The 18,957-nt window shown below is 44.5% G+C and carries 15 protein-coding genes and 11 tRNA genes (1 of these 26 running past the window's edge); 20 read left to right on the top strand and 6 right to left on the bottom strand.

Annotated elements, in window-relative coordinates; translation table 11 throughout:
* The 16 genes from NYE53_RS15435 to glgP form a co-directional block, all read left to right on the top strand.
* Nucleotide 1, top strand: a tRNA-Ile gene (locus NYE53_RS15435) (it extends 76 nt beyond the left edge of the window).
* A 6-nt stretch (nucleotides 2–7) separates the two neighbouring features.
* Nucleotides 8–100 (top strand) — tRNA-Ser (locus tag NYE53_RS15430).
* A 17-nt stretch (nucleotides 101–117) separates the two neighbouring features.
* A tRNA-Met gene (locus NYE53_RS15425) sits at nucleotides 118–194 on the top strand.
* Between the two features lie 11 nt (nucleotides 195–205).
* Nucleotides 206–282: transfer RNA gene (locus tag NYE53_RS15420), tRNA-Asp, on the top strand.
* Nucleotides 283–294: 12 nt separating this feature from the next.
* Nucleotides 295–370 (top strand) — tRNA-Phe (locus NYE53_RS15415).
* Nucleotides 371–387: 17 nt separating this feature from the next.
* A tRNA-His gene (locus NYE53_RS15410) sits at nucleotides 388–463 on the top strand.
* Between the two features lie 10 nt (nucleotides 464–473).
* Nucleotides 474–547: transfer RNA gene (locus NYE53_RS15405), tRNA-Gly, on the top strand.
* Between the two features lie 15 nt (nucleotides 548–562).
* Nucleotides 563–639 (top strand) — tRNA-Ile (locus tag NYE53_RS15400).
* Nucleotides 640–651: 12 nt separating this feature from the next.
* Nucleotides 652–726: transfer RNA gene (locus NYE53_RS15395), tRNA-Asn, on the top strand.
* Nucleotides 727–729: 3 nt separating this feature from the next.
* Nucleotides 730–820 (top strand) — tRNA-Ser (locus tag NYE53_RS15390).
* Nucleotides 821–845: 25 nt separating this feature from the next.
* A tRNA-Glu gene (locus tag NYE53_RS15385) sits at nucleotides 846–917 on the top strand.
* Nucleotides 918–1,148: 231 nt separating this feature from the next.
* Nucleotides 1,149–3,032: a 1,4-alpha-glucan branching enzyme gene (glgB, locus tag NYE53_RS15380; protein ID WP_339245501.1), complete on the top strand. Its 1,884-nt coding sequence runs from the start codon at nucleotides 1,149–1,151 to the stop codon at nucleotides 3,030–3,032.
* The gene (locus tag NYE53_RS15375; protein ID WP_339245498.1) at nucleotides 3,029–4,171 is read left to right on the top strand and encodes a glucose-1-phosphate adenylyltransferase; all 1,143 of its coding nucleotides are present in this window, start codon (nucleotides 3,029–3,031) and stop codon (nucleotides 4,169–4,171) included. Before glgB ends, NYE53_RS15375 begins: the two co-directional genes overlap by 4 nt.
* Nucleotides 4,172–4,194: 23 nt before the next feature.
* A complete protein-coding gene (glgD, locus tag NYE53_RS15370) occupies nucleotides 4,195–5,226 on the top strand; it encodes a glucose-1-phosphate adenylyltransferase subunit GlgD (protein WP_021480380.1) in 1,032 nt (343 codons plus the stop codon).
* Nucleotides 5,223–6,677, top strand: a complete 1,455-nt coding sequence (gene glgA, locus NYE53_RS15365; RefSeq protein WP_339245497.1) for a glycogen synthase GlgA — start codon at nucleotides 5,223–5,225, stop codon at nucleotides 6,675–6,677. The genes glgD and glgA overlap by 4 nt, the downstream gene beginning before the upstream one ends.
* Nucleotides 6,664–9,060, top strand: coding sequence for a glycogen phosphorylase GlgP (gene glgP / locus NYE53_RS15360; RefSeq protein WP_339245494.1), 2,397 nt, complete (start codon nucleotides 6,664–6,666; stop codon nucleotides 9,058–9,060). The genes glgA and glgP overlap by 14 nt, the downstream gene beginning before the upstream one ends.
* Before the next feature lie 30 nt (nucleotides 9,061–9,090).
* On the opposite strand, the gene NYE53_RS15355 is transcribed toward glgP, so the two are convergent.
* Nucleotides 9,091–9,558, bottom strand: coding sequence for a TspO/MBR family protein (locus NYE53_RS15355; protein WP_339245491.1), 468 nt, complete (start codon nucleotides 9,556–9,558; stop codon nucleotides 9,091–9,093).
* Nucleotides 9,559–9,637: 79 nt separating this feature from the next.
* Nucleotides 9,638–10,711 carry a spore coat kinase CotI gene (gene cotI, locus NYE53_RS15350; protein WP_339245490.1) on the bottom strand — a complete coding sequence of 358 codons (1,074 nt, stop codon included), beginning with the start codon at nucleotides 10,709–10,711 and terminating at the stop codon, nucleotides 9,638–9,640.
* A gap of 189 nt (nucleotides 10,712–10,900) precedes the next feature.
* Here cotI and cotSA point away from each other — a divergent pair, with 189 nt between their 5' ends.
* Genes cotSA through NYE53_RS15335 form a run of 3 tightly spaced genes read left to right on the top strand, consistent with a single transcriptional unit; the run spans nucleotide 10,901 to nucleotide 13,540 of the window.
* Nucleotides 10,901–12,034 carry a spore coat protein CotSA gene (cotSA, locus tag NYE53_RS15345; protein WP_339245489.1) on the top strand — a complete coding sequence of 378 codons (1,134 nt, stop codon included), beginning with the start codon at nucleotides 10,901–10,903 and terminating at the stop codon, nucleotides 12,032–12,034.
* Between the two features lie 14 nt (nucleotides 12,035–12,048).
* Nucleotides 12,049–13,104, top strand: coding sequence for a spore coat putative kinase CotS (gene cotS / locus NYE53_RS15340; RefSeq protein WP_014477763.1), 1,056 nt, complete (start codon nucleotides 12,049–12,051; stop codon nucleotides 13,102–13,104).
* Nucleotide 13,105: 1 nt separating this feature from the next.
* Nucleotides 13,106–13,540: a hypothetical protein gene (locus tag NYE53_RS15335; RefSeq protein WP_339245488.1), complete on the top strand. Its 435-nt coding sequence runs from the start codon at nucleotides 13,106–13,108 to the stop codon at nucleotides 13,538–13,540.
* A gap of 73 nt (nucleotides 13,541–13,613) precedes the next feature.
* Here the strand turns inward: NYE53_RS15335 and NYE53_RS15330 are convergent, their stop codons facing one another.
* Genes NYE53_RS15330 through NYE53_RS15320 form a run of 3 tightly spaced genes read right to left on the bottom strand, consistent with a single transcriptional unit; the run spans nucleotide 13,614 to nucleotide 17,073 of the window.
* The gene (locus NYE53_RS15330; protein WP_336156180.1) at nucleotides 13,614–14,837 is read right to left on the bottom strand and encodes a glycosyltransferase family 4 protein; all 1,224 of its coding nucleotides are present in this window, start codon (nucleotides 14,835–14,837) and stop codon (nucleotides 13,614–13,616) included.
* A 2-nt stretch (nucleotides 14,838–14,839) separates the two neighbouring features.
* A complete protein-coding gene (locus NYE53_RS15325; protein ID WP_339245486.1) occupies nucleotides 14,840–15,790 on the bottom strand; it encodes an NAD-dependent epimerase/dehydratase family protein in 951 nt (316 codons plus the stop codon).
* On the bottom strand, nucleotides 15,787–17,073 hold the full coding sequence (locus NYE53_RS15320) for a UDP-glucose/GDP-mannose dehydrogenase family protein (protein WP_339245483.1): 1,287 nt from the start codon (nucleotides 17,071–17,073) through the stop codon (nucleotides 15,787–15,789). Before NYE53_RS15320 ends, NYE53_RS15325 begins: the two co-directional genes overlap by 4 nt.
* Nucleotides 17,074–17,244: 171 nt before the next feature.
* Between NYE53_RS15320 and NYE53_RS15315 the strand changes: the two genes are divergently transcribed.
* Nucleotides 17,245–18,063, top strand: coding sequence for a UTP--glucose-1-phosphate uridylyltransferase (locus NYE53_RS15315; RefSeq protein WP_339245480.1), 819 nt, complete (start codon nucleotides 17,245–17,247; stop codon nucleotides 18,061–18,063).
* 8 nt (nucleotides 18,064–18,071) lie between these two features.
* Here NYE53_RS15315 and NYE53_RS15310 read toward each other — a convergent pair whose 3' ends face one another.
* Entirely contained in the window at nucleotides 18,072–18,791 is a 720-nt protein-coding gene (locus NYE53_RS15310) for a yteA family sporulation protein (RefSeq protein WP_003229046.1), read from the bottom strand.
* Nucleotides 18,792–18,957: the final 166 nt, after the last annotated feature.

Raw genomic sequence — 18,957 nt, 5'->3', positions numbered from 1 at the left:
ACTATACGGAGGAATACCCAAGTCTGGCTGAAGGGATCGGTCTTGAAAACCGACAGGGGTGTCAAAGCCCGCGGGGGTTCGAATCCCTCTTCCTCCGCCATACATATTCCTAATCATCGCGGGGTGGAGCAGTTCGGTAGCTCGTCGGGCTCATAACCCGAAGGTCGCAGGTTCAAATCCTGCCCCCGCAACCAAATTTTAAAATGGTCCGGTAGTTCAGTTGGTTAGAATGCCTGCCTGTCACGCAGGAGGTCGCGGGTTCGAGTCCCGTCCGGACCGCCATTTAAATACTTAGGCTCGGTAGCTCAGTTGGTAGAGCAACGGACTGAAAATCCGTGTGTCGGCGGTTCGATTCCGTCCCGAGCCACCATTTATCATTATATTTTGGCGGTTGTGGCGAAGTGGTTAACGCACCAGATTGTGGCTCTGGCATTCGTGGGTTCGATTCCCATCAATCGCCCCAAATAAAAATTGCGGGTGTAGTTTAGTGGTAAAACCTCAGCCTTCCAAGCTGATGTCGTGGGTTCGATTCCCATCACCCGCTCCATTTCTATATCGTCATGGGCCTGTAGCTCAGCTGGTTAGAGCGCACGCCTGATAAGCGTGAGGTCGATGGTTCGAGTCCATTCAGGCCCACCATGACTTTTGTATTCCACAGTAGCTCAGTGGTAGAGCTATCGGCTGTTAACCGATCGGTCGCAGGTTCGAATCCTGCCTGTGGAGCCAAATGGAGAAGTACTCAAGTGGCTGAAGAGGCGCCCCTGCTAAGGGTGTAGGTCGTGTAAGCGGCGCGAGGGTTCAAATCCCTCCTTCTCCGCCATATGATTACAGATATAATAATTATCGGCCCGTTGGTCAAGCGGTTAAGACACCGCCCTTTCACGGCGGTAACACGGGTTCGAATCCCGTACGGGTCATCCAGAAGCCTTGCATATCCTGCAAGGTTTTTTTGTTTTCTAAATCATGATATGTCTTAGATTTTGTTCTTTATTTTAAAAACAGGCTACAAAAATCTCCATATATTTCGTTTTTCTTCAGAAAATGAAGTTAATTGTCTATAAGTATAAGCGCTTTCAGGAAAGGGCTTTTTTTTATTTCTTCGAATAAATACTATAAATGAAAACTATGATGTCAGAAAGGATGATTACATGGCCACTGCCAGCCCGACAGCACATGATGTTTATCTTTTTCACGAAGGCAGTCTGTTTAAAAGCTATCAGCTGTTTGGCTCGCATTACCGCGAGCTGAATGGCAAAAGCGGATATGAATTCTGTGTGTGGGCGCCTCATGCGTCGGAAGTACGAGTGGCTGGAGATTTTAACAGCTGGTCTGGAGAAGAGCATGTGATGCACAGAGTGAATGATAATGGCATTTGGACGTTATTTATTCCAGGTATAGGAGAAAAGGAACGATATAAATACGAAATTGTGACGAATAACGGTGAGATCAGGCTGAAGGCAGATCCATACGCTATTTATTCAGAAGTCAGACCAAACACAGCGTCACTTACTTACGATTTGGAAGGGTACAGCTGGCAAGATCAAAAATGGCAAAAGAAACAGAAGGCTAAGACCCTGTATGAAAAACCTGTTTTCATTTATGAACTGCATCTTGGGTCTTGGAAGAAGCATTCTGATGGCAGGCATTATTCCTATAAAGAATTAAGTCAGACGCTTATCCCTTATATCAAGGAGCATGGGTTTACCCATATTGAACTGCTTCCGGTGTATGAGCATCCATATGATCGTTCATGGGGGTACCAAGGAACGGGGTATTACAGCCCGACAAGCAGGTTTGGCACGCCGCATGATCTGATGAAGTTTGTTGATGAATGTCATCAACAAAATATCGGAGTCATTTTGGATTGGGTCCCCGGACATTTTTGTAAAGATGCACATGGACTCTATATGTTTGATGGAGAACCGCTTTATGAATACAAAGAAGAACGTGATCGGGAGAACTGGTTATGGGGCACGGCAAACTTTGACCTGGGAAAACCGGAAGTTCATAGTTTTTTAATTTCGAATGCGTTGTACTGGGCGGAATTCTATCATATAGATGGATTTAGGGTTGATGCAGTGGCTAATATCTTGTATTGGCCAAATCAGGATGAACGCCACACGAATCCATATGCTGTTGATTTTTTAAAAAAACTCAATCAAACCATGAGAGAGGCATATCCACATGTGATGATGATTGCGGAAGATTCTACAGAATGGCCTCAAGTGACAGGTGCCGTTGAGGAAGGGGGGCTTGGTTTTCATTATAAATGGAATATGGGATGGATGAATGACGTACTGAAATACATGGAGACGCCGCCCGAAGAAAGGCGGCATTGTCATCAGCTTATCTCTTTTTCATTACTATATGCGTTTAGTGAACATTTTGTATTGCCGTTTTCTCATGATGAAGTCGTATACGGAAAAAAATCACTTCTTAATAAAATGCCTGGCGACTACTGGCAGAAATTTGCCCAGTATCGGCTTTTGCTGGGCTATATGACAGTGCATCCCGGAAAGAAATTGATCTTTATGGGATCAGAGTTTGCCCAATTTGATGAATGGAAAGATACAGAACAGCTTGATTGGTTTTTGGACTCCTTCCCCATGCATCAGAAAGCCAGCGTTTTTACGCAAGATCTTCTCCGCTTTTATCAAAAAAGCAAAATCCTTTATGAGCATGACCATCGTGCACAATCGTTTGAATGGATTGATGTCCATAATGACGAACAATCAATCTTTTCTTTTATTCGTTATGGCAAAAAGCACGGTGAGGCGCTTGTCATCATTTGTAATTTTACACCCGTGGTCTATCATCAATATGATGTTGGAGTTCCTTTTTTTACTCAATACATTGAAGTGCTTAACAGTGACAGTGAAACATATGGAGGCTCAGGGCAAATCAACAAAAAGCCATTATCGGCTAAAAAGGGAGCACTTCATCATAAACCGTGTTATATCACGATGACCATCCCCCCTTACGGCATCTCGATTTTACGGGCGGTTAAAAAAAGAGGAGAGATAAAAAGATGAAAAAACAATGTGTAGCCATGCTCCTTGCCGGCGGGAAGGGCAGCCGTCTCAGCGGATTAACAAAAAATATGGCCAAACCGGCTGTATCTTTCGGGGGAAAATACAGGATTATTGATTTTACCCTAAGCAACTGTTCTAATTCAGGCATAGACACAGTCGGGATTTTAACGCAATATCAGCCGCTTGAGCTGAATTCCTATATTGGGATCGGCAGTGCATGGGACCTGGATAGATATAATGGCGGCGTGACGGTTTTACCCCCTTATGCCGAGTCATCAGAAGTCAAATGGTATAAAGGGACGGCAAGCGCCATTTATGAAAATCTCAATTATTTGAATCAGTATGATCCTGAGTATGTGCTGATTTTATCAGGAGATCACATATACAAGATGGACTACGGCAAAATGCTTGATTATCACATTGAAAAGAAAGCAGATGTGACCATCTCTGTCATCGAAGTGGGCTGGGAGGAAGCAAGCCGGTTCGGCATCATGAAGACCAATCCAGATGGGACGATCACACATTTTGATGAAAAGCCTAAATTCCCTAAGAGCAATCTTGCCTCAATGGGAATTTATATATTCAATTGGCCGCTTTTGAAACAGTATCTTGAGATGGACGATCAAAACCCTTATTCTAGCCACGACTTCGGCAAAGATATTATTCCTCTGCTTTTGGAGGAGAAAAAGAAGCTTTCTGCTTATCCGTTCAAGGGATATTGGAAGGATGTCGGAACGGTGCAGAGCTTGTGGGAAGCCAATATGGATTTGTTAAAAGAGGACTCGGAGCTGAAGCTGTTTGAACGCAAATGGAAAATTTATTCCGTCAATCCAAATCAGCCTCCGCAATTTATTTCATCTGATGCGCAGGTTCAAGATTCGCTTGTGAACGAAGGTTGTGTTGTATATGGAAATGTGTCTCACTCCGTTCTTTTTCAAGGTGTGACTGTTGGTAAGCATACGACTGTTACATCATCCGTCATAATGCCGGATGTGACGATTGGGGAGCATGTAGTCATTGAAAATGCCATCGTTCCTAATGGGATGGTGCTGCCGGATGGCGCAGTGATTCGCTCCGAAAAAGACATTGAAGAGGTGCTACTCGTTTCAGAGGAATTTGTAGAAAAAGAATTGATTTAATTACTGAAGAGGGGGCAGAGTCAGTGTTCAATAATCAAATGTTAGGTGTTATAGATGAAACCACATATAAGCATTCTCTTCAGGATTTAACAGCACAGCGGTCGCTCGGGGCGATCCCTTTTGCCGGCAGGTACCGACTGATTGATTTTATGCTTTCCAACATGGTGAATGCGGATATTAGGAGTGTTGCAATTTTTCCGAAGTATCGTTATCGTTCGCTCATGGATCACCTTGGCGCGGGTAAGGAATGGGATTTGCACCGGAAAAAGGACGGCCTCTTTTTTTTCCCGTCTCCCCATCTTCATCACGAATACGATGAATTCGGTTCCTTTCGCCAGTTTTCGGACCATCTAGATTACTTCCACAGAAGCACTCAGCAATATGCTGTAATCTCCAACAGCCATACCGTATGCAACATTCAATTTCAATATGTGCTGAAACGCCATCAGGAGGTTGGCTGCGATGTCACCGAGGTATTTCAGGACGGCCAGTCGCTGCAAATTTATATCATGTCTACAACACTTTTAAAAGATTTGATCTACGGACATAGTGAAAAAGGCTATAAAACCATTCAGGAGGCTGTTGAAAAGGAAGCTTCCGCTCTGACCATTTGCCCTTATGAATATTCAGGTTATGCCGCAGTTATTGATTCGGTGGAAAAATATTATACCCACAGTATGGAACTCATTCAGCCCCGTTTTTGGCAGCAGGTGTTTTTGCCGCAGCAGCCTATCTACACAAAAGTGAAGGATGAGCCGCCTACGAAATACGGAAAACACAGCACTGTCAAAAATTCTTTGGTGGCAAACGGCTGTGTGCTTGAAGGAGAGGTTGAAAACTGCATTTTGTTCAGGGCGGTCCATGTCGGAAAGGGGACGAAGCTGAAAAACTGTATTATTATGCAAAAAACGCAGATTGGCGAGGATTGCCTTCTTGAGCAGGTCATTTCTGATAAGGACGTTAAAATCGGCAAGGCGACGGAAGCTGCTGGAACAGCTGACCAGCCGCTTGTATTAAGAAAAGGTTTGGTGCAAGGAGAGCTGATGAATTCTTGAAGATATTATTTGCTGTGTCAGAATGCACCCCATTTGTTAAATCAGGAGGTCTTGCCGATGTAGCAGGTGCTCTGCCAAAGGCACTTGCACGATTAGGCAATGAAGTAGCTGTGATGCTGCCGAAGTACAGACAAATACCTGAACCGTGGAAAAAGCGTATGAAAAAAAAGGCAGAGTGTACGGTAGCTGTCGGCTGGCGTCAGCAATATTGCGGAATTGAACATATGGCCGAAGATGATGTGAATTATTATTTCATCGACAATGAGTACTATTTCAACAGGGATTCGTTGTACGGGCATTATGATGACGGTGAGCGGTTTGCCTTTTTTTCAAGAGCTGTGCTGGAGGCTGCCAAAGTTGTGAATGTTCAAGCCGATATTGTTCATACTCACGATTGGCATACAGCGATGGTCAATTATTTGCTGAAAGAGGAGTACAGAAAACATCCTTTTTATGAACGGATGAAAAGCGTGCTCACGATCCACAACCTGCAGTTTCAAGGCATATTCCCTCCTGATGTCACACATGACTTGCTGGGTCTTGAGATGGATCATTTTCATTATGAAAGGTTAGAATGCAACGGATTTGTTAATTTTATGAAGGCGGGCATCATTGCGGCTGATCATGTGACAACTGTGAGCCCCACTTACAGAAATGAAATCATGACGCCGTATTATGGTGAGCAGTTGGAACAGGTTTTGCAATATAGGGAAGATGATGTAACCGGCATATTAAATGGCATTGATGATACGTTCTATCAGCCGAAAAGCGACCCTTATATAGTGGCGCAATACGATTCAGGGGATCTTGCATGCAAGCTGGAAAACAAAACGAAGCTTCAGCAGCGGATGGGGCTTCCAGAGAAAAACGATATTCCGCTGATCAGTATGGTGACAAGGCTCACTAAACAAAAGGGGCTTGATCTTGTCCGCAGAATTATGCACGAACTTCTTGAGGAGCGAGACATACAGCTGGTTGTGCTAGGTACAGGAGAACGTGAATTTGAAGATTATTTCCGGTATGCAGAATTTGCTTTTCATGAGAAGTGCCGGGCTTATATCGGGTTTGATGAGCCGCTAGCCCATCAAATTTATGCGGGCTCTGATATGTTTTTGATGCCGTCGAAATTTGAGCCGTGCGGTTTGGGGCAGCTCATTGCTCTTCAATATGGCGCCATTCCGATTGTCAGGGAAACGGGCGGTCTTTACGACACTGTCCGTGCCTATCAGGAGAAAGAGGGAACGGGCAATGGCTTTACGTTTTCTGCCTTTAATGCGCATGATCTGAAATTTACGATTGAAAGGGCGCTGTCGTTTTATCGCCAACAGGATGTATGGCAGAGCATCATGAAGACCGCAATGAATGCAGATTACAGCTGGGGGAAGTCGGCTAAAGAGTATCAGCGTATTTTCGAGCAGGTGACAAGGAGTGGACGGGATGTTCTCGAGTAAAGAACGCTTTGCAGACTTATTTTTAAAGCGTCTGGAAATGACGTGCGGAAAAAGTTTTAAAGATTCTGCCAAGCTGGATCAATATAAAACGTTGGGCAATATGGTCAGAGAGTATATCAGCGCTGATTGGATCGAAACGAATGAAAAAAGCAGATCAAATTCCGGGAAGCAGACATATTATTTATCAATCGAATTTCTGCTCGGTCAGCTCCTTGAGCAAAACTTAATGAATCTTGGTGTTCGTGATGTTGTAGAAGCTGGTTTAAAGGAAATCGGCATCAATTTAGAGGAGATCCTTCAGATAGAGAACGATGCAGGTCTCGGCAATGGCGGACTTGGGCGCTTGGCCGCTTGCTTTTTAGATTCGCTTGCTTCGTTGAACCTGCCTGGGCACGGCATGGGCATACGTTATAAGCATGGTTTGTTTGAGCAAAAAATTGTAGACGGGCATCAGGTGGAGCTGCCTGAGCAATGGCTGAAAAACGGGAACGTATGGGAAGTAAGGAATGCGGATCAAGCAGTGGACGTGCCGTTTTGGGGCGAAGTCCATATGACAGAAAAAAGCGGGCGCCTGCATTTTCGCCACGAACAAGCGACAATTGTTACCGCTGTTCCTTATGATATACCGATCATCGGCTATGAAACGGGCACTGTCAACACGTTAAGGCTTTGGAACGCCGAGCCCTATGCCCATTATCACGGCGGTAATATTTTGTCTTATAAGCGAGAAACAGAAGCGGTTTCTGAATTCTTATATCCCGATGACACCCATGATGAGGGGAAAATTTTACGGCTGAAGCAGCAGTATTTTTTAGTATGCGCAAGCTTAAAAAGCATTGTGAACAATTACCGAAAAACACATAAATCTTTATCCGGCCTGCATAAAAAAGTGAGCATTCATATTAATGACACTCACCCTGCGCTTGCGGTGCCTGAACTGATGCGGATTTTGCTCGATGAAGAGAACATGAGCTGGGAAGAAGCTTGGCATATCACTGTACATACGATTTCTTATACAAATCATACAACATTGTCAGAAGCGCTCGAGAAATGGCCGATTCATTTGTTTAAGCCGCTGCTCCCGCGAATGTACATGATTATTGAAGAGATCAATGAGAGGTTTTGCCGCGCAGTTTGGGAAAAGTATCCGGGAGACTGGAAAAGGATAGAGAACATGGCGATTACAGCGCATGGTGTTGTCAAAATGGCTCATCTGGCCATAGTAGGCAGCTACAGTGTAAATGGCGTTGCAAAAATACATTCCGATATATTAAAGGAAAGAGAGATGCGCGACTTTCACCTGCTGTTTCCGAATCGTTTTAACAATAAGACGAATGGAATTGCCCACAGGCGCTGGCTGTTAAAAGCGAATCCAGGCTTGTCTGCCATCATTACAGAGGCGATCGGTGATGAATGGGTCAAGCAACCGGAATCGCTGATCCGTTTAGAACCGTACGCCTCTGATCCTGCATTTATTGAACAGTTTCAAAACAACAAAAGCAAGAAAAAACAAGAGCTTGCCGATTTGATTTTTTGCACGGCCGGGGTGGTTGTGAACCCTGAGAGCATATTCGACGTACAGGTGAAACGGCTTCATGCATATAAACGGCAGCTGTTGAATGTTCTTCACATTATGTATTTGTATAACCGCCTCAAGGAGGATTCGGGGTTTTCAATCTACCCGCAAACCTTTATTTTCGGGGCAAAGGCTTCACCAAGCTATTATTATGCTAAGAAAATCATTAAGCTGATCCATTCTGTCGCAGAAAAAGTCAATTATGATCCGGCGGTCAAACAGCTGATCAAAGTTGTTTTTTTAGAAAATTATAGAGTTTCTATGGCTGAGCGAATTTTTCCGGCATCAGACGTAAGTGAGCAAATTTCAACCGCAAGCAAGGAAGCGTCTGGTACGGGGAATATGAAGTTTATGATGAACGGGGCTTTGACGATCGGCACGCATGACGGCGCAAATATCGAGATCCTTGAGCGGGTGGGCCCTGACTGTATTTACACGTTCGGCTTAAAGGCGGATGAGGTTCTATCGTATCAGGAAAACGGCGGCTATAGATCGAGGGAATATTATCAGCATGACAGAAGAATCAGGCAGGTAGCGGATCAGCTGATCAATGGTTTTTTTGAAGGAGAAGCAGATGAATTTGAATCGATCTTTGACTCGCTGCTTCCGCATAATGATGAGTATTTTGTGCTGAAGGATTTCAGCTCATATGCAGATGCGCAGGAGCGAATTCAAGCTGATTATCGAGAGCGAAGGAAATGGTCTGAGCGTTCGATTGTAAACATTGCTCATTCTGGATATTTCTCCAGTGACCGCACGATCCGGGAATATGCGAAGGACATTTGGGGCATCAAGCCGATGATGTGAAAAAGCCGCTGTATAAGCGGCTTTTTTTGTTCACAGATTCATTGAATTGATTGTAAAGGATAAGAACGTCGCAAATGCACTCCATAAAAAATAAGGCAAAAGAAGATAGCTTGCGGCTCTGCTGTATTTTTTGGCAATGATCAGTAATACGATTGCTGTGATGGCGACAAGCAGGCAGTCAAGCGATGCAGCCAGCAGATTTTTTTGCGTAAACTGGAAATAGCTGAAGGCTTGATTGAGCACGTAATTTATCAAAAGTGTAAACCAAAAGCTTTTCGCACCTTTAAATGAAAACGCAGCATATACAATGGCTGCTGAAAGGGAGATCAGGGCAAACAGGATGGCCCAAATGATGCCGATCGCAGTTCCGCTTGGCGTCCAGTCCGGTTTTTTCAATGAATTGTACCATTCTTGGTCCACAGGAAACAGGTAGCCTGCGGCTGAAAACAGCGCATATGTAATCACAAAAATGGCTAAAGCGCCGACAATCTTTTTCATATTTGCAACCTCCGCATGTATTTATTTACCCTTTATCTTATAAAGATCAAACCCCCGATATGCGGGGGAAATGATGGTCTTAAATAAGCTGCTGCAATGCGTTTGCTTTAATGCGTTCATATTCAAAAGCTGATTCTAATTCTTCCTTCGGTAAAGCAGACTTGCGGACGTATTTTTCGCGAATGACATCGTAAAGCTCATAAGGAAACAGCATATCAATAAACATGACTTGTTTTTGTTCTTCAGTTAATGGGGCTCTGGATTCGTATGCGTTCAGCATGACATGAAATGTTTCTTCATCCCAAATGCCCGTCGTATCCAAAAGCGGAATAATCATTTTGCGCAAATCGCGAATAGGCAGATCAAATGAAACGGTATCTAAGTCAATGACCCAAATCTGTTCATTTTCCCCTAAGAGTGTATTTCCGGTTCCGTAATCCTGGTGGCAAAGGTTAGGGCTTTTTTTCATCTGTTCAGTCCATGGAACATAGGTCGACTGCAAAAGCCGGTCTTTGATGCGCAGCCCGTCTTCAATAAAGCCATCTATCTCCTGAAGATAAAGCTGTGAGAAAGGATCTTCTTTTTCCGCCTCCGCCATCAGCTTCCACGTTTCCATCTGTTTGCACCGTTTCGTGTAGTGATTCGGCCAGCGACCTAATTTGGTAAATACGGGAACGCCATTTGGCGGCTGATATCCGACGGACGCTGTATGAAAATCAGCAAGGCCTTTCATGATAAACTCCAAGTCCTGCTTTACAGTCAGCTCAAACGGTCTTCCTTCGATCCAGTCATATACGACAAATAGAAATGAGCCGTGCTTGGAATATAGGCTGCCTTTTTTGTTTGGGAGTATGCCAGGAACATTCATGCCTTTTTTTGCTAAATAGTCCTGCGCGAAAATGGAAAACAACGCTTTCTTTTCTGGCCTGTGTATTCGTTTTAGACAAACCGCGCCGGAGTCTGTGTGGACCTTCCAGACAAGCGCCATCTGGTTTCCCTGAATGACGTCTATTTTTTCAGCCTGCACATCCCATCCTTGAAGCACATTTTCAGCCAGCTCCGTTAATTTTTTTGCATCTTCTGCTGATAAAGGAAGCTCTGATGAATTCCCCTCCTCAATGACTTCATGGTTTTCTGCCATTAAAGGACACATCCTTACCTGTTTTACTCCTACCTTATGAATCAAAAGGAAAAAATGATTGAGTTATTTGACTATATTTAATAGATGAATCTGGTTGTTTACCCGTTTTGTTTTTAGGGCAGTCCCATTCCGCACAAGTTGGTTGTTCAGCCGTATCATGATTCTAACTAGTTAAAAATCATGCAGGAATGGAGGCTATGTATGAAAATAGCACTGATCGCCACAGAGAAGCTTCCTGTCCCATCGGTTCGAGGAGGCGCCATTCAAATCTACCTCGAAGCGGTTGCCCCTTTAATTGCCAAAAAACATGAGGTGACTGTGTTTTCTATTAAAGATCCGAATCTCGCTGATAGAGAGAAGGTAGACGGTGTCCATTATGTGCATTTGGATGAAGACCGTTATGAAGAAGCCGTTGGAGCAGAGCTGAAAAAGAGCCGTTTTGATCTTGTGCATGTTTGTAATCGCCCAAGCTGGGTTCCGAAATTGAAGAAACAGGCGCCGGATGCTGTTTTTATTTTAAGCGTTCACAATGAAATGTTCGCTTACGATAAAATCAGCCAGACGGAAGGCGAGATTTGCATCGACTCCGTAGCGCAGATTGTTACGGTCAGCGATTATATCGGACAGACGATCACAAGCCGTTTTCCGTCAGCACGATCAAAAACAAAAACGGTGTATTCCGGTGTGGATTTAAAAACGTACCACCCTCGCTGGACGAATGAAGGGCAGCGGGCTCGCGAAGAGATGCGAAGCGAGCTGGGGCTTCACGGCAAAAAAATCGTCTTGTTTGTCGGCCGGCTTAGCAAAGTCAAAGGCCCGCACATATTATTGCAGGCTTTGCCGGACATCATTGAGGAGCACCCCAATGTCATGATGGTGTTTATCGGGTCAAAATGGTTCGGAGATAATGAATTAAATAACTATGTCAAACATCTTCATACCCTCGGTGCGATGCAAAAGGATCATGTCACATTTATTCAATTTGTGAAGCCAAAGGACATTCCGCGCCTTTATACCATGTCAGATGTATTTGTATGCTCTTCGCAATGGCAGGAGCCTTTAGCAAGGGTGCATTATGAAGCGATGGCTGCGGGACTTCCTATTATTACAAGCAATCGGGGAGGCAATCCAGAGGTCATAGAGGAAGGGAAAAACGGCTACATCATTCATGACTTTGAAAATCCTAAACAATATGCCGAACATATCAATGATTTGCTGAGCAGCTCGGAAAAGCGGGAACGGCTTGGGAAATACAGCCGCCGTGAGGCAGAAAGCAATTTTGGCTGGCAGAGGGTGGCTGAAAATCTGCTCAGCGTCTATGAAAAGAACAGATAGAAGGGGTGAACAGAGTGTACCAAAAAGAGCATGAAGAACAGATTGTGTCCGAAATTCTCAGCTATTATCCTTTTCATATTGACAATGTGGCGCTGAAATCGAACAAAAGCGGACGCAAAATCTGGGAAGTCGAAACTGATCATGGCCCAAAGCTGCTAAAAGAAGCGCAAATGAAACCGGAGCGGATGCTTTTTATCACTCAGGCACACGCCCATTTACAAGAGAAAGGGCTGCCGATAGCGCCGATTCATCAAACAAAAAATGGCGGGAGCTGCTTGGGCACGGATCAGGTTTCTTACAGCTTATATGACAAAGTGACAGGAAAAGAAATGATTTACTATGATGCAGAGCAAATGAAAAAAGTCATGTCATTTGCCGGCCATTTTCATCATGCCTCAAAAGGATATGTTTGCACAGATGAAAGCAAGAAGAGAAGCAGGCTGGGAAAATGGCACAAATTGTACCGATGGAAGCTGCAGGAACTTGAAGGGAATATGCAGATCGCGGCATCCTATCCTGATGACGTATTTTCGCAAACTTTCTTAAAACATGCTGATAAAATGCTGGCAAGAGGAAAAGAAGCTCTTCAGGCGCTTGATGACTCAGAATACGAAACCTGGACAAAAGAAACGCTCGAGCATGGCGGATTCTGTTTTCAGGATTTTACATTGGCACGTTTGACAGAGATCGAAGGGGAACCTTTTTTAAAGGAGCTTCACTCGATTACCTACGATTTGCCGTCAAGAGACCTTCGTATTCTGCTGAATAAAGTGATGGTTAAGCTTTCTGTATGGGATACTGATTTCATGGTTGCACTGCTTGCGGCCTACGACGCAGTGTATCCGCTCACAGAAAAACAGTACGAGGTACTTTGGATTGATCTCGCGTTTCCGCATTTGTTCTGTGCAATCGGGCACAAATATTATTTGAAGCAAAAGAAAACGTGGTCAGATGAGAAATATAACTGGGCGCTGCAAAATATGATTTCTGTTGAAGAATCTAAAGATTCGTTTTTGGATAAACTGCCGGAACTGTATAAAAAGATAAAAGCGTATCGGGAGGCGAATTGACATGAGGTCATCGAGACAAAAAGCCTCTATTTCTAAACTGGATCTCGACCAATTCGTATTTACACCGCCTGGACCGATGGGATGGCAGGCTCATGACTCAATCTCAGCTGAGAAGGAAGAAGAGGAGAAGCATTTAGATGTGGGCAGCATTCGAGAGCTCCCTCACATCAATGCACCGAAAGAATATCAAGAAGAAACGAAGGAAAAGGAAACAGATCACAAAATCGTCGATGATGAAGAAGAAACGAAATTCGAAACCATTCTAGAGCCTGAGGAGGAACGTGATTCGAAACGCTCAGCGCCCCCATATGTAGAAGAAGAGGAGGAAGATGAAGAACCAGACTTAGCGGAAGAAGCTAAAGTGGAAATCATCATTCTTCCAAGTGAATCTAAACCAGCTCCATGGTTTTCTCAAACCGTAAAGCGCAAGGCATAAAGTCATATTTATGCCTTTTTTCATGTTCTCTGCAGCAAAAAAACAGCCCGTTTTGCAACACGAGCTGTAGGTTTTATGTTTTTGCTTTCACAAAAAGCTGATTGATAGATGATAAATCAAAATTTTGCGTCAGAAAAGGCGGCGGAAATTGTTTGTTTTTCGGGGTCAGAACGGATTGGTAAACAGTATTGAGCCTTTTGGCCGCATGGGTAAAGGTAAATAAAGCTTCTACATGCTGTCGGGCGTTTTTTGTCATTTTGATCATTAATTCTTGATCTGTAAAGGCTCTGTCAATTGCTTTTGCAAATGAAGAAGGTTTGTTGTATCTGTCGATGACAAGGCCGGTGACTTCGTCTTTTACGACTTCTCCGTTTCCGCCCCGGTTTGTGGTAATTAAGGGCGTGCCGGCCGCCATTGCTTCATAATTCACACGGGCGAGGGGTTCGTTCCACTGAGAGCTGCACACAAATACATCTGCCATCAGAAAAAGGTTTGGGATGTCGTCAGCGGGAATGAATTTTGTAAAAATTATGTGGTCTCTGTATGGCAGCGCCAGCGTACGCAGATAGGTTACATATTGGTTTTCGCTGTCATCGCTGAACCACTTCCCGCCTGCTATGACCAGTACAGCATCAGGGTGCTGCTGCAAAATCCGTCTCATGCTGTGAATGAGAAGGTGAGGTCCTTTTGTCGGGCTTAAGCGGCCGGCGAATAAAATAACTTTTTTATCTTCAATACCGTATTTTTTCCGGTATGTTTTTCTGACAGCCGAGCCTTTCATTGTCCAGACAGGCGGATAAGAGTTTAAATCAACGCCGGAGTACACAACTTTTGTGATGTCCTCAGCTTCAGGAAAACGTTCAATGACGGTTTGTTTAATAAATTCGCTCACAGTTGTGATCATGGAGACATTGTCGAGTACTTCTTTTCCTTGCGCGAAGGTCATCTTTTTTTCAGAAAACATTTCGTTATGCAGGCTCAGAACGATCTTGCTGTTTGGTGAGGCTTTTTTATATAAAGAGACATTTAAAGGCCTGTTGAACACATGAATGAGGTCAAAGGAAGAGGCTCGCAGCTCTTCGGCTACCGCCTCGCGGTAATGTTCTTTTGGCAGATGGATATAATGTACGCCGTCTTTTGTTTCTCTTTTTGGGAGCGATGGATCTTCTATTGAAAAAATGGTCAGGTCGTACCTGCTGCTGAAATAGGGCGTGACACCGTCAATCATCATTTGAATAGCGCCGCCGCGTACTGCGGGCGCCGGCAGCTTTTCTGTACAGATAAAGGCAAGCTTCATTTTTATTCCCCCTGATACAGCGACGATAAATAGGCAATTTCGTTGGTCAAGCCATCCTTTAAGGATGTGGCGGGATCATAATGCAAGAGCTGTTTTGCTTTTGAAATATCCGCCCACGTGTTGCTCGGTTCCCCTGCTATTTTGTCCGAAAAGTGCAGTGTTGCTTTTCTGCCGGAAATATCCTCAATGAGGGAGACAACCTTTAAGACTGAGGCACGCTCTGCGCCGCCGATATTTACTGTTTCACCAATAAGGCGGGGTTTCCCTAGAACAGCGGTGATGCCTTTGACACAGTCGCCGATATAAGTGAAATCTCTTGACTGCTGCCCATCACCGAAGATGGTAAGCGGCTTTTGCTGAAGATGCTGCTTAATGAGCCGGTGAAAAGCCATATCCGGCCGCTGTCTTGGCCCGTATACGGTAAAAAAACGGAGAATCACAATTGGAATGCCAAAGCTCTGTTGATACACATGGCAAAGCTTTTCTCCCGTAAGCTTTGTTACCCCGTACGGAGATAAAGGAGAAAGCGACGTGTTTTCGCTGACTTTTCCTTGTTTTTCGCCATAGACGGAAGAGGTGGATGCAAAGACGAACGTTTGGATAGAATGTTCCCGGCACGCCTCGAGGAGCCTTTGGAGCGCTTGGATATTATGTGCAGCATATGGGTGAAAATGATTGCCCCAGCTTGAGCGGACACCCGGTATGGCCGCCAAATGAAAGATGACGTCCACTCCTTCCAGTAAGGGAGCAAGATCCGCTGTCAGCAGATTTTCCTTTATGAACGTAAATCGCTTTTCCGGCAGCAGGTTTTTAAGGTTTTTTAATTTCAAGGAAAATGGAGTAGGACCGATAAAGTCATCAATTCCGATAACGTTGTGTTTCTTATCTTTTAGTAATTCTTCGCAGAGGTGGGAGCCGATAAAGCCCGCTGCTCCTGTGACGAGTATTTTCATGGACGGCCAACTCCCGTACAGATCAGGCCGCAAGCCTCGATCAGTTCTTTTTTTAGTACGTTGCGTCCGTCAATCACAAGACGCCCTTTCATGATGCCTGCAGCCTTTTTCCAATCAAACGCTAAAAACTCGGGCCATTCTGTCGCCAAAAATAAAAAGTCGCTTTCTTCGATCGCATCAAAAGCTTGAGAATGCTGAGTTACATGCTGCCGCAAATGTTCTGGAAGTACAGCTTCAGGATCATATGCATGAACATCACATCCCAGCTCCGCCAGCCTTTCCATCAGTCTGACAGCCTGAGAATTCCTGATGTCATCGGTATTCGGTTTGAAGGAAATGCCGAGTACAGCCGCTTTCTTGCCTTGAAGTGTTTCGAAGAATGACTGTATTTTTTTGATATACAGGCCGAGCTGGGTGTCATTAATGTGCTGCACGGCTTGGAGCATGAAGGTCTCCGTGTTTTTTTTCTGGGCAGCAAATTGCAGCGCCTGCAGATCCTTTGGAAAACAAGAGCCTCCGTATCCGATGCCTGCCTGCAAAAAGTGCTCCCCGATCCTTGGGTCTAGACCGATAGCGCGGGAAATATCTGAGATATCTGATTGATAGGCTTCACATATGCGGGCCATTTCGTTAATAAACGAAATTTTGGCTGCTAAAAAGAAATTATTGGCATATTTGATCAGCTCTGCTCCCGCTAAGCTTGTAACGATAAAAGGGGTATCAATATGTTTGTAAATGGATTTGACGATGGCTGCCGATACGTAATCTTCTTCCTGAACACCGATGACTGTTTTGTCAGGATGCAGCATGTCATATAAGGCATTGCCTTCCCGCAGAAACTCCGGATTGGATACGATATTAAAGAGGTTTTTAGACACTCCGGAGGTAATCAGCTGTTTTGCTATGTTTTCATTTGTCCCGGGCGGAACAGTGCTTTTCGTAATGATGGTTTTATACGATCGGATTGCCTCTCTTAAATCACCGATGACGGACTGCAGGGCTTTCGTATCAGCTGATCCGTCCGAACGCGGCGGGGTTCCGACTGCGATAAAAATAACGGGACATTCCTCCATGCTCGATTTCACTTCAGAAGAAAACGAGAGATTGCCGCAACGAAGTATTGCATCTGAAAGCCCAGGCTCGTAAAAGGGAATGACTCCTTTTTTCAGCTGCTCGATTTTTTTGACGTCTTTGTCTGTGCATATCATGTCATGTCCGATGGATGCCAGTGCCGCTGATAGGGTTAAACCGACATACCCGGCGCCAACCACACAAATTTTCATCACCTGAGCTCCTTTACAAGATTACTGGTCATATATCAATATCCTATTAAAAAAGGGCTGGTTCGTGATTCCGCTTTCTGCCCAGTTGCTTCCGCCTAATTTCAGATGTACAAACATCGGGATGCGCTCTTGGAATATCATGTAATAAACATGAGCTGAGGGGAAAATAACATGATAAAAAAAGCGATCATTCCTGCAGGCGGATTCGGCACGAGAAATCTGCCGGTGACGAAGGTGATTCCGAAAGAAATGTTTCCAGTAGGATCTAAGCCTGTGATTCATTATCTTGTTGAAGAATTAAAGGAGTCAGGCATTGAGGACATTTTGATGGTTGTATCGAGCCATAAAAATCTGATTGTCGACTATTTTGATTCCTCTTTGGCACTTGAGGCTTTTTTGGCCTCTAAGAATAAACTGCATTTGCTTAGTGAGCATCCCATTCCGGATATACGGATTCACTATGTGCGGCAGCCTTATGCAAAGGGTCTTGGCGACGCCATTTCTTACGGAAGGCCATTTGCAGGCGGAGAGCCTTTTGCCGTCGTTTTGCCAGATGATCTGATTTTTTCCGCCAATCAGCCGGCTTTGGGGCAGCTGATTGAAGCGTATACGAAATATCAGTCCAGTGTGATCGGCTTAAAAGAAACAAAAACGGAGGATTTACATCATTACGGGGTGATAAAAGGGGAGCCTGTTGAAAAAGGGCTTTATCGCATACAGGATATTGTGGAAAAGCCTAAACAAAACCCTCCGTCTCATTTTGCCGCAGCAGGGCGTTATATTTTCACACCGGATATTTTTAATGAGCTGGAGGCATTAGAAGCTGATAGCGGAGGAGAAGTGCAGGTAACGGATGCGATAAAAGCTTCGCTCGGGGCATGTACCGTATACGGGAAATTGCTAGAGGGCGAGCGGTATGACATCGGTCTGCAAAAGGATTATCTGAAGCTGATTTACGATATGCTGAAAACGGAAAAGAACCCCCAATAATCGGGGGTTCAATCAGCGTGGAGATCGCCGAATGTGGTCATGATTCCCTCTTCGTCAAGTTCTTCTTCATAGCGCTCATGGGCTCTGCTTTGATAAACGGTAATTTCTTTTCCAGTGATATCTGTAGCGATGAAATTTTCGTAAGACTCCGTATTGCCGATATTCTCTTCGGCATTCATCGTCATATCATCATAGCTGAGCGGAGGGTTTTCCATATCCTGCGGCGTTTGTGAGTTACCATATTTTTCGACATCCTGATAGGAATCCTCACTGTCATATGGCGCTCTGATTTCTTCATCATCATCAAATTCAAATTGCCCGAATGGTGTTTCTTCTTCAATCGGACGGTCTTTGGAAACCACGTCCTGTGACGAATACTCCGCGAGGGTTGTGGCAGTCGGAAGCGCTTCAAGTCGTTCGAAAGGGATTTCCTTTCCGCTGACTTCACAAATGCCATACGTACCGTTTTCTATCGCCTTCAATGAATGCTCAATGTCCCGAAGGTGCTCTCGCTCATGCAAGTCTAGAGCGATGTCTTTCTCACGCTCGTAAAGTTCTGTCGCCTGATCGCCGGGATGGTTGTCGTATGCAGAAAGCTCACCCCACGAATCATAAGGAAATGCTGAGTTAAGCTGAAAATGATCATTGTCTTTGAAACGGTTTAAGATATCTTTTTTCGTTTGTTCCAGTTCATTTTTTAAATGCTGAAGCTGTTCTTTCGTAAGCAATGTGATCGCCTCGTTTCTTTGTGATGCATACCTTTAGTATGAACAGATCGCCTGAGAACTTTCATAAATGGCGGGTGGAGGAATATAGGAGGTTTTCCTTTTATGGTAAGCGGATACAACCTTTGCTATCAGTGGAGAAAGAAATTTAAGCTTTGTTTCTTTTTCA

Origin of the sequence: Bacillus sp. FSL R5-0523, from assembly GCF_037975295.1 — a bacterium.
GTDB classification, from domain to species: domain Bacteria; phylum Bacillota; class Bacilli; order Bacillales; family Bacillaceae; genus Bacillus; species Bacillus subtilis.
This window is presented reverse-complemented; position numbering and strand designations above follow the sequence as displayed.